The organism is Proteus sp. fly-1067 (assembly GCF_040139345.1).
Classification (GTDB): domain Bacteria; phylum Pseudomonadota; class Gammaproteobacteria; order Enterobacterales; family Enterobacteriaceae; genus Proteus; species Proteus vulgaris_B.
Genome location: NZ_JBEEUL010000001.1, coordinates 884,599 through 894,546, shown reverse-complemented (window position 1 = coordinate 894,546; position 9,948 = coordinate 884,599). Strand labels below are relative to the sequence as shown.

General features: G+C 38.2%; 9 protein-coding genes and 2 tRNA genes. 3 read left to right on the top strand and 8 right to left on the bottom strand.

The genetic code is table 11. The annotated features are described in order from the left end of the window. Positions 1 to 2: 2 nt before the first annotated feature. The 3 genes from ABN217_RS04130 to ABN217_RS04120 all read right to left on the bottom strand — a co-directional run bounded on the left by ABN217_RS04130 (position 3) and on the right by ABN217_RS04120 (position 1,705). Positions 3 to 76, bottom strand: a tRNA-Val gene (locus ABN217_RS04130). A gap of 29 nt (positions 77 to 105) precedes the next feature. Beyond that, positions 106 to 182: transfer RNA gene (locus ABN217_RS04125), tRNA-Val, on the bottom strand. A gap of 149 nt (positions 183 to 331) precedes the next feature. Further along, positions 332 to 1,705 carry an MATE family efflux transporter gene (locus ABN217_RS04120; protein ID WP_196553147.1) on the bottom strand — a complete coding sequence of 458 codons (1,374 nt, stop codon included), beginning with the start codon at positions 1,703 to 1,705 and terminating at the stop codon, positions 332 to 334. Positions 1,706 to 2,018: 313 nt separating this feature from the next. On the opposite strand from ABN217_RS04120, the gene ABN217_RS04115 reads away from it, so the two are divergent. Continuing rightward, on the top strand, positions 2,019 to 2,666 hold the full coding sequence (locus ABN217_RS04115) for a riboflavin synthase subunit alpha (RefSeq protein WP_072070298.1): 648 nt from the start codon (positions 2,019 to 2,021) through the stop codon (positions 2,664 to 2,666). Between the two features lie 98 nt (positions 2,667 to 2,764). On the opposite strand, the gene cfa is transcribed toward ABN217_RS04115, so the two are convergent. Then, positions 2,765 to 3,919, bottom strand: a complete 1,155-nt coding sequence (gene cfa / locus ABN217_RS04110; RefSeq protein ID WP_115349645.1) for a cyclopropane fatty acyl phospholipid synthase — start codon at positions 3,917 to 3,919, stop codon at positions 2,765 to 2,767. Between the two features lie 307 nt (positions 3,920 to 4,226). After that, on the bottom strand, positions 4,227 to 5,444 hold the full coding sequence (punC, locus tag ABN217_RS04105; protein WP_196553145.1) for a purine nucleoside transporter PunC: 1,218 nt from the start codon (positions 5,442 to 5,444) through the stop codon (positions 4,227 to 4,229). Positions 5,445 to 5,562: 118 nt separating this feature from the next. On the opposite strand from punC, the gene punR reads away from it, so the two are divergent. Beyond that, positions 5,563 to 6,465, top strand: coding sequence for a DNA-binding transcriptional activator PunR (gene punR, locus ABN217_RS04100; protein ID WP_072070292.1), 903 nt, complete (start codon positions 5,563 to 5,565; stop codon positions 6,463 to 6,465). A 22-nt stretch (positions 6,466 to 6,487) separates the two neighbouring features. Here the strand turns inward: punR and purR are convergent, their stop codons facing one another. Then, a complete protein-coding gene (gene purR, locus ABN217_RS04095) occupies positions 6,488 to 7,513 on the bottom strand; it encodes an HTH-type transcriptional repressor PurR (protein WP_349459090.1) in 1,026 nt (341 codons plus the stop codon). A gap of 267 nt (positions 7,514 to 7,780) precedes the next feature. Here purR and cydH point away from each other — a divergent pair, with 267 nt between their 5' ends. Beyond that, the gene (cydH, locus tag ABN217_RS20625) at positions 7,781 to 7,864 is read left to right on the top strand and encodes a cytochrome bd-I oxidase subunit CydH (protein ID WP_109400341.1); all 84 of its coding nucleotides are present in this window, start codon (positions 7,781 to 7,783) and stop codon (positions 7,862 to 7,864) included. Positions 7,865 to 8,001: 137 nt separating this feature from the next. On the opposite strand, the gene sodB is transcribed toward cydH, so the two are convergent. Continuing rightward, a complete protein-coding gene (gene sodB, locus ABN217_RS04090) occupies positions 8,002 to 8,580 on the bottom strand; it encodes a superoxide dismutase [Fe] (RefSeq protein ID WP_072062546.1) in 579 nt (192 codons plus the stop codon). Between the two features lie 348 nt (positions 8,581 to 8,928). Continuing rightward, positions 8,929 to 9,744, bottom strand: a complete 816-nt coding sequence (locus tag ABN217_RS04085) for a sulfite exporter TauE/SafE family protein (protein WP_349438904.1) — start codon at positions 9,742 to 9,744, stop codon at positions 8,929 to 8,931. Positions 9,745 to 9,948: the final 204 nt, after the last annotated feature.

Below are 9,948 nucleotides of genomic sequence, written 5' to 3'. Positions count from 1 at the left end.
GGTGCGTCCAAGTGGACTCGAACCACCGACCCCCACCATGTCAAGGTGGTGCTCTAACCAACTGAGCTATGGACGCACTGTATTGAGATGTTGTTGAAAAATAAATGGTGCGTCCAAGTGGACTCGAACCACCGACCCCCACCATGTCAAGGTGGTGCTCTAACCAACTGAGCTATGGACGCATTATCTATTCTGGGTAACAACGGGAACGAATATTAACGAGATGATCCGATTCTGGCAAGAGGAAAAACACAAATTTATACTCAACTGCTCGTATTTAAAGCTATTTGTTGATATTTGTGTCATTCCCTTGCCAAATTAACCTTTTCGTTTAACGCTCTGAGCGTAATAACACCACTTCATCAGATTGACGCTGGATCCACCAAATGCGAGATCCCATCATAATGGCTGAAGCCGTTAAACCAAGAATAAAGCCAATCCAGAAACCCGCAGGACCCATCGCTTCAACAAAATAATCAGTACGCCCTAAGATATAACCTGAAGGCAGACCAATGATCCAATAAGCAATAAAAGTAATAAAGAAGATAGAACGTGTATCTTTATACCCACGTAACACACCCGAGCCAATAACTTGCACCGAATCTGATAACTGATAAAGGGCAGCAAATAACATTAAGTGAGAAGCTAATGTTACCACTTCAAGATTGTCGTTATACATTAAGGCAATTTTTTCTCTAAAGATAATAGAAAAAATAGCGGTACAGCTGGCAAGCATTAACCCGACGGCAAGTGCCGTGATCGCAGAGATACGCGCTTGCTCTGTAGATCGTTGTCCTAAGTTATAACCCACACGAATGGTTGCTGCTATTCCCAATGAAAGAGGGAACATGAACATCAGTGAACTAAAGTTAAGTGCGATTTGATGACTGGCAACAGCTGTAACGCCTAAAGGCGAGACTAACAGTGCAACAACAGCAAATAAAGTCACCTCAAAGAAGAGTGCTAATCCAACGGGTAACCCTAAAAAGGTAATACGCTTTATCGTATTTAACTCAGGGCTAACAAACCGTTTTTTAGGCATAACATCGCGCTGTGTGGGAGCACGACGCACGTAATAACGCATCATCAAGAACATTGCCCAAAAAACAGAGGCGGTCGCAACACCACAACCAATGCCGCCTAATTGTGGTGCACCAAATTTACCGTAAATAAAGGCATAGTTCACAGGGATATTAATCAACAAGCCAATAAAACCAATGATCATACCGGGTTTTGTTTTGGATAATCCCTCACACTGACTTCTTAATACTTGATAATAAAGACAACCAGGTGCTCCCCACATAATGGCATGAATAAAACCAATCGCTTTTTCAGCTAATTCAGGGTCGATATCATGTTGTGCTTCAATAATAAATCGGCTGTTATAAAGAACGGCAATTACCATAATAGACAAGAATGTGGCGAGCCAAAAACCTTGCTGTGTACGATCTGCAATATGTTTTCGTTGTCCTGATCCATTTAATTGAGCAACGATTGGCGTCAATGCCATTAATATGCCTTGACCTAATAAAATCGTTGGCAACCAAATAGACGTACCTACTGCTACCGCAGACATTTCTGTGGCATTTACAGCACCCGCCATAACAGTATCAACCACACCCATTGCCGTTTGGGAAAATTGCGCGATGATAACGGGGATGCCTAAAGCAAGTAAGCTACGCGCTTCTTTTATGTACTTCTGCACGCATACACCTTTATTTATTATAAGAAAAAGGAAGGAAAGGAAGAGAATAAACGCCGTATTGTTAAAATGGCGTAAAGAGATCCTCAAGAACGCATATTCTAATGATAAAAGTTTAATTAGCAATGAAAGATGCTTAGCTTTTTAAACACAGGATTTTGATAATTTATTAGGTGTTTTTACGTTATATTTAACGGCAGTTCTCAGCAAGGAATAAATACGATAATTGTTCCTTTGTATTAATAAGAGCTATGTTATTCTAACTAGCATAAGCCTAAATTGAGTTTACCAGTTTATCTACCCAAGGAGATGTAAGATGTTTACAGGTATTGTTCAGGGAAAAGGGCGAGTTATTGCTATAGAAGATAAAGGCGATTTTCGTACCCATATCATTGAATTACCGAAAGAGTTAGTCGGTAACTTAGAAACAGGAGCCTCTATTGCGAATAATGGTTGCTGTTTAACGGTTACTAAAATTGAAGGTACGCACATTAGCTTTGATTTAGTGAAAGAGACGTTACGTCTCACTAACCTTGGTGAATTAAATGTGGGCTCTGAAGTTAATATTGAACGCGCAGCTAAATACGGCGATGAAATAGGCGGGCATGTGATGTCTGGTCATATTGTCACAACCGCCGAAGTTGCCAAAATTATTACTTCAGAAAACAATTTACAAATTTGGTTTCGTATCTTCGATAAATCGCTGATGAAATACATTTTGCATAAAGGCTTTATCGGTATTGATGGTATTAGTCTGACTATTGGTGATGTGGTTAATAACCGATTCTGTGTCCATCTTATTCCAGAAACACGAGACAGAACGACACTCGGTTGTAAACGTCTTGGCGATAAAGTGAATATTGAACTTGATCCTCAAACTCAAGCGATTGTGGATACAGTCGAACGTGTTATGGCACAGCAACAAGCTTTATTAGCAGCACAGCAAAGTGAAAACGAAGAGTAATAATAACATTATGACTTATTAGCTTTGTTGCTTTTTAAGCTAAAGTAAAAAGAAAGCCAGTTCATTGATTAAACTGGCTTTTTTGTTTTTAATTAAAATTAACGTGGAATTTGTAAACCACCAACTTGCCCTTTAGGGCTTAACATGATTTGCCATAATTGAATATCTCTGGCTCTAAATGCACCAGCACAGGCATTTAGATAATAGCTAAACATGCGTTTAAAGCGCGGTGTATAATTTGATTCAATCTCTGGCCAACAGGTTAAAAAGCGCTGATACCATGCCATTAGAGTTTTATCATAATCAGCACCAAAGTTGTGCCAATCTTCCATTACAAACTTACCGTCCATTGCATGTGCGATTTTTTGAATCGATGGCAAGCAACCATTAGGAAAGATATATTTACTTATCCAACTATCTACATTCACTTTATCGCGATTAGATCCAATGGTATGCAATAAAAATAGACCGTCTTCTTTTAAGTTACGACGAGCTACTTTAAAGTACGTTGCATAATTTTTAGGGCCAACATGCTCAAACATACCGACAGAAACGATGCGATCAAATTGTTCATGTAAATCGCGATAATCTTCTAAAATAATATTAACATCAAGTTCTTGGCATCGTGCTTGTGCCAATTTTTGCTGTTCAACAGAAATGGTGACACCAGTGACAGAAACACCGAAATGTTTTGCTGCGTAAGCGGCAAGCCCACCCCAACCACAACCGATATCTAATAAAGTCATACCAGGTTTTAAATCGAGCTTCCGGCAAATAAGATCTAATTTGTGTTCTTGAGCTTGTGCTAAGTTATCTGCATTTTTCCAATAGCCACAGGAATATTGCATATTAGGATCAAGCATAGATGTAAATAAATCATTACCAAGATCGTAATGCTCTTTACCAACCATCCATGCACGTTTTTGTGTTTGTAGATTAAAAAGACGGGCCGTTGCAATTTTGAAAATATCACGTAGATTCTGCGGAAGCTTATTTTCAAGGCCTGCACGCAATACCTTATGAAAGAATATATCAAGTCGCTCACAATCCCACCAACCGTCCATATAGCTTTCACCGAGACCTAATGAGCCTTGTTGCAATACTCTTTTATAAAAATTTTGATTGTGAACCTGAATATCATAAGGTTCAGAGCCATTTACTCGAATATCTGCATGAGTTAATAGTTCGATAGCGATCCTTTTATAAGGATCATGAGAGGTCTTTCGGCCTTCTTCTACACAAGATGTACTCATATACTCTCCGGCGTAAACTAAGCGGGTTTTGAGACATAAAGCTAAAAAAGGATGTGTACAGATTGACAGTATTAAAATGGTATTGTGTTCAATATGAATTGAACGAATAGAATTAATAAAACAACTAATCTGACATAATCAGCTAATAATCTGTTTAATGCCTCAAAATCCGAAAGGAAAAATAAATAAAACGCTATTACAGCGTATAGGTAAGTATAGAGACGTAGATTATTTTTCTCTAGGAAATAAAAAGGCCATTTTTTATAAAATAGCCTTTTTAAGAATATTCCCAAAAATATGAGTGCGATTATTCTGCTGTTTGAATTGTGTGTTTGCTAACGGATTTATTACGCTGAATAAAGTAACCAACTGCCATTGGGATCGCAGTTAACGCCATAATTGCGGTGGTGTTAATAAGCGGTTGTTGGCTGATAAACGCAGACACGATAAAACTTGCTAAACTACAAAGACCCAGTTGTAGTGCATTTTGTAATGCGGCTGCTTTACCACTGATTTCAGGGTAAGCTGATAAAGCATTAGATACAGCGATTGGATAAGATGCACCATTCATTGCAGCCATAATACAGAACGGAATTAAGATCGTAGTTAATGTTGGCTCAGTAAATTTAGCAACAAGGTATAATGCAGTCATACTAACGGCATAACCAATTAACAGCAGGGGTAATAATGCTTTACCCGTCATTTTTGACAGTAAAATACGACAACCATAACCACCAACCATAAAGGCAATAGTTTGTGGAATATAGCTTAAACCGATATCCTGTGGTGAGTAACCCATTTTCTCAAGAATAATAGGTGAGCCTGCTAACCAAGCAAAGAAACCTGCACTACAAGAAGCGTAAACTAATACGTTACCTGTATATAGAGGTGATTTCAGTAATGTCATAAATGACGCAGTAGATTGGTTTGCATCGGAGACTGATTTTTGTTTAATATTTTTCAGCATTAATGTTGGTAACATTAAAACAAGTGTTACTGCCATTAGTAGCATGAAAATCATACGCCAGCCACCGTGATTTAATAGTGAGGCACCAATTAAAGGGGCGAGTGCGGGTGATAATGCAACCAGTGGCATGATTAAAGCAAAAACGTGTTGTGCGCGAGACTCATCGAAGCGATCAATAACTAATGCTTGCCAAATAACAGCTGCAGAGCAGACACCAAAAGCTTGTAAGAAGCGCATCGCAAGTAAGCCTGTTGCACTTTCAACCCACAACATACCAAGACAGCCTAAAGAGAAAAGGCTTAGACCAATAAGAAGAATAGGTTTACGACCAACTTTGTCAGAAAGTGGTCCCCAAAGTAACTGAGCAACAGCAAAACCAAATAAAAAGATACTTAAGCTATTACTGATAGCGCCTTCGCTGATAGCGAGTTCACGCTGCATCATACCGAATGCAGGTAAGTACATATCAATTGCTAAGTAACCCAGCATACTTAAACCTGCTAGGTACACCATGAAGCTCATAGGTGTTTTTGATTGTGTGGATGTTTTAGTATTCATTTTATTTTCTATGCTATGTGATGTAGAACATTTTATGTATTGTAACTAAGACCTATTTTACTTGTGAAACGGGAATATTTGGTTAATGCTGTGAAAAATTTTCAAAGGAATAAACTCTATGTGGTCAGAATACTCTTTAGAAGTTGTTGATGCAGTCGCTAGAACAGGAAGTTTTAGCTCCGCTGCTCAAGAATTGCACAGAGTGCCCTCCGCCGTTAGTTATACTGTTCGGCAATTAGAAGAATGGCTCGCCGTTCCTTTATTTGAGCGCCGTCACCGTGATGTAGAATTAACCGATGCGGGTAAAATTTTCATCAAAGAAGCGCGATCTGTTATCAAAAAAATGAATGACACTCGACACCTATGTCAACAGGTTTCCAATGGGTGGCGTGGTCAATTTAGTATAGCAGTTGATGGCATTGTTAAACCCGAAAGAACACAACAGCTTATTCTCGATTTCTATCGCCATTTTCCTGATATTGAGTTGTATGTCTACCCAGAAGTGTTTAATGGGGTATGGGACTCCTTAGTTAATGGTCGTGTTGATTTAGCAATTGGTGCAACAAGAGCGTCACCGATTGGTGAACGTTATAGTTTCAGGGATATGGGTTTTATGCCTTGGCGCTGTGTTTGCCATGTTGATCATCCATTAGCTAAAGCAGAACACCCATTAACCGATGATGAAATGCGACCTTATCCTAGTTTATGTTTAGAGGATACATCACGTAGTTTACCAAAGCGTGACACTTGGGCGTTAAATAACCAACGTAGAATGGTTGTACCAACATGGGATATGGGGCTTGAGTGTTTGTTGGCAGGATTATGTGTAGGAATGGTGCCTTGGCATCGTGCTGAGCCATTGATAGCCCAAGGTAAGCTAGTTACTTTAAAACTTGCACAGCCATTGCCAGACAGTCCATGCTGTCTGACGTGGGTTGATAAAAGTGAATCGCCTGCTTTGACGTGGTTGTTAGATTATCTTGGAGATAGCCAAACCTTAAATGAGGAATGGCTTCGCTAGATATTATATAGCTGAATAGGAATTAGCGACGATAGTCGATAAAAGGACCATCAGCAACTGAACGACGCTCAACCAATCGAGGGTGTATTTCGATTGTTTGGGCATCTTCACGTTTGTTAACGATGCGATCAAGCAACATAGATAAGGCCATTTGACCTAAACGTTCTTTGGGCTGGTGGACAGTGGTTAATGCAGGGGTAAAATAACGTGCATTACGAATATTGTCATAACCCACAATTGAAATATCAAAAGGAACACGTAAACCTAGCTCATCTGCAGCACAGATTGCTCCCATTGCCATCACATCACCGCCACAAAAAACTGCAGTAGGGCGTTGTTTTTGATTTAGCATTTGATACATCGCTTTATAACCTGACTCAGGTTCAAAGTCACCTTGTACAATCCACTCATCTTTTACTGTAATTTTGGCTTCTTCCATGGCTTTTAGAAAGCCTTGTAGACGACCACCGCCGGTGTTGCGCTCTAATGGACCAGGAATAATACCGATATCACGATGACCTCGTTCGATAAGATAACGGCCAGCGATATAGCCACCATGAAAAGCGTTATCGATAATTGTATCTGTAAAGTCGCCACGGGCCTTACCCCAATCCATGACAACCATGGGAATATTACGATAACCTTCCAAAAGAGTGAGAAGGTGATCGGGATATTCAGAACACATCACTAATAATCCATCAACGCGTTTTTGTGCCAGCATTGCTAAATAGGCTTTTTGTTTATCAAGATTATTATGTGAATTACATAAAATCAGTGTATAGCCTTTGCTATAACAACTGTTTTCAACTGCTTCAATCACTTCAGCAAAGTAAGGAGCTTCACTGGACGTGGCTAACAGGCCAATAGATTTGGTATGATTGACTTTTAAACTACGCGCCACGGCACTAGGCGAATAATTTAATTCTTTTATAGCGGCCCAAACTGCTGCCCGTGTGTTCTCTGCAACAAAACGCGTTTTGTTGATCACATGAGAAACAGTCGTGGTTGATACGCCTGCGCGTTTTGCCACGTCTTTTATTGTTGCCATGGTGTGGAAAACTCCTGACCTTCATTGGTCTCTTTTATCTAATTTTATGGTTTAACTGCCAGTATAGTCATACATAGGGCAAACACTGGCAATAATTTAGCGATTAGCTGTGAATTTTGTATGATCTAGCTCAAAAGTGAAAGTATTAATCAATGTTATAAATTGTGCACTGGTCGCTATTTTAGCAAATTTTGATATGTGATAATAATTAACCATGACAAGGTTATGGTTAATAATGTGTATTATAATCATTTTGAGGGAGAATAGATGGATACGGATCTGAAATTTGGTTTGAGTACAGCAGTAGCAGCACTTGTTATGATCGTTATATTTTCAACGCTGTTGTTCTAATCTCTGTTTTATAAAATATCCGATCAATTTGAATTATAAATTATCGAATATCTGAATATAACAAAGGGCTCAAGGCCCTTTGTTATTATGTTACCAAAAACGAATCTTAATCACTCATCTTTGATTATCAAGTTCAATTAAGCTAGGTTAGCTTCAACAAATGACCAGTTAACCAGAGCCCAGAACTCTTCTAAATATTTCACGCGTGCGTTACGGTAATCGATATAGTAGGCGTGTTCCCATACATCCACAGTTAACAGTGGTTTGTCTGCACCTGAAACTGGTGTTGCTGCATTAGATGTGTTAACAATTGCCACTGAACCGTCAGCTTTTTTCACTAACCAAGTCCAACCTGAACCGAAGTTTTTTGCTGCCGCATCATTAAATTGCTTTTTGAACTCTTCAAAAGAACCAAATGCTTTGTTGATAGCATCAGCTATTTTACCTGTTGGTGCACCACCAGCGTTTGGTGCTAAGCAATTCCAGTAGAAAGTATGGTTCCATACTTGTGCTGCGTTATTGAAGATACCACCATCAGTCGATTTGATGATTTCTTCTAACGATTTAGATTCTAGATCAGTACCTTTAACCAGATTGTTTAAGTTGGTTACATAGGTTTGGTGATGTTTACCATAGTGGTATTCTAATGTTTCTTTAGAGATATGTGGCTCAAGAGCATCTAACGCATAAGGTAATTTTGGTAATTCGAAAGACATTGCGTACTCCTTTATACTATCTATTTCGGGTTTTGTGCCTGAAATCATTTCATCAAGATCATCTGAATTGATAAAATGAGGCAAATGAATCACTAACTTGTTACTATTTTGCTAATTATTTTAACAAAAATTTGCTGAAATAACAGCTAAATATCTTTTATCTATCGTTATAAGGCATATTGATTAATTATACTCATAAGAGTATATCCCACCAAGCGACGCGTAAAGCAGTAAAGCCATTATTGTGCTAAATGAAAGTATTATTATTAATACGATTATTTCAGGGTTATAAAAAAACATCTCTAATTTTACTTATTTCATTGATATAAAAGTATTTTTGTTTTTTTCTTATTCGATAATCAGTGTATATATCATTTTAACAACGACTAAAAATAAAAATAATGCAAATATTTGGCGGACTTTGGAAATTGGCAGGCGATAAGCCACTCTTACTCCAACAGGGGCGAAAAGCACGCTAGTAATGCTTATTCCGACAAATGCAGGTAAATAAACAAAACCTAAATAATAGTCATGAATATTCGTTTGGTTCCAACCATAAATAATCCCCATCGTTGTGCCAATTAGGGCAATAATTACTCCTAACATTGATGAAGTTGCAATGCATTTACGTGTATTAAATCCCCAATGACTTAAGAGCGGTATGGTAATAGTGCCACCAGCAATACCAATAAAGCTTGAGACAAAACCAATAAGTGAACCACCACTTGTTAGTGCAGGTTTTGAGACAATAGGATCTTTAACATTTTCAATGCGTTCTGTTTCTTTCTTTTTGGTTAACAAACCATAAATGGTATAGATCATGAAAATACAAAACACGATTTGCAAAAAAGTGTTCGACATTTTTTGTACAAGAAATGTTCCCACAAGCATGCCAATAATAGTACCTATGGCTAATAGAGGAAATTGCTGCCATAAAATGGCTTTATGTTTATTATGAGAGTATGCCGAAGATGCCGTAGAAAATATAATGACAGAAAATGATGTGGATAAGGCTATTTTCATTACCATATCAAGAGGTATTGCTTGTTGGCTAACCACATACATAACGACGGGAACAATGATTGCTCCTCCTCCAATACCAAGTAATCCAGCAAAGAAGCCCGTGATACATCCCACTAAAAGAAAAAGTAAAATCATCTCCATAATTAATACTACCCATCAGGATTTATCATAAACCCATTTATATACATTATATCCTTTTAGGAAGGTAGCATTAAATCGCTAGTTATCAAAAACTGGGCGTTCAGGCTCTTAGTGATTAAAAAAAGATTACAAATTAATATGGTAGGGGGCTATTGTTAACCGAAGTATAGAAATAGTTATTTTTCGAATTTTTTATATTTTCCT

What these genes read in the sequence shown, in the direction of transcription:
- ABN217_RS04115 (WP_072070298.1), top strand. Translation starts at nt 2,019, where the DNA reads ATGTTTACAGGTATTGTTCAGGGAAAAGGGCGAGTTATTGCTATAGAA.
- cfa (WP_115349645.1), bottom strand. Translation starts at nt 3,919, where the DNA reads ATGAGTACATCTTGTGTAGAAGAAGGCCGAAAGACCTCTCATGATCCT.
- punC (WP_196553145.1), bottom strand. Translation starts at nt 5,444, where the DNA reads ATGAATACTAAAACATCCACACAATCAAAAACACCTATGAGCTTCATG.
- punR (WP_072070292.1), top strand. Translation starts at nt 5,563, where the DNA reads ATGTGGTCAGAATACTCTTTAGAAGTTGTTGATGCAGTCGCTAGAACA.
- purR (WP_349459090.1), bottom strand. Translation starts at nt 7,513, where the DNA reads ATGGCAACAATAAAAGACGTGGCAAAACGCGCAGGCGTATCAACCACG.
- cydH (WP_109400341.1), top strand. Translation starts at nt 7,781, where the DNA reads ATGGATACGGATCTGAAATTTGGTTTGAGTACAGCAGTAGCAGCACTT.
- sodB (WP_072062546.1), bottom strand. Translation starts at nt 8,580, where the DNA reads ATGTCTTTCGAATTACCAAAATTACCTTATGCGTTAGATGCTCTTGAG.
- ABN217_RS04085 (WP_349438904.1), bottom strand. Translation starts at nt 9,744, where the DNA reads ATGGAGATGATTTTACTTTTTCTTTTAGTGGGATGTATCACGGGCTTC.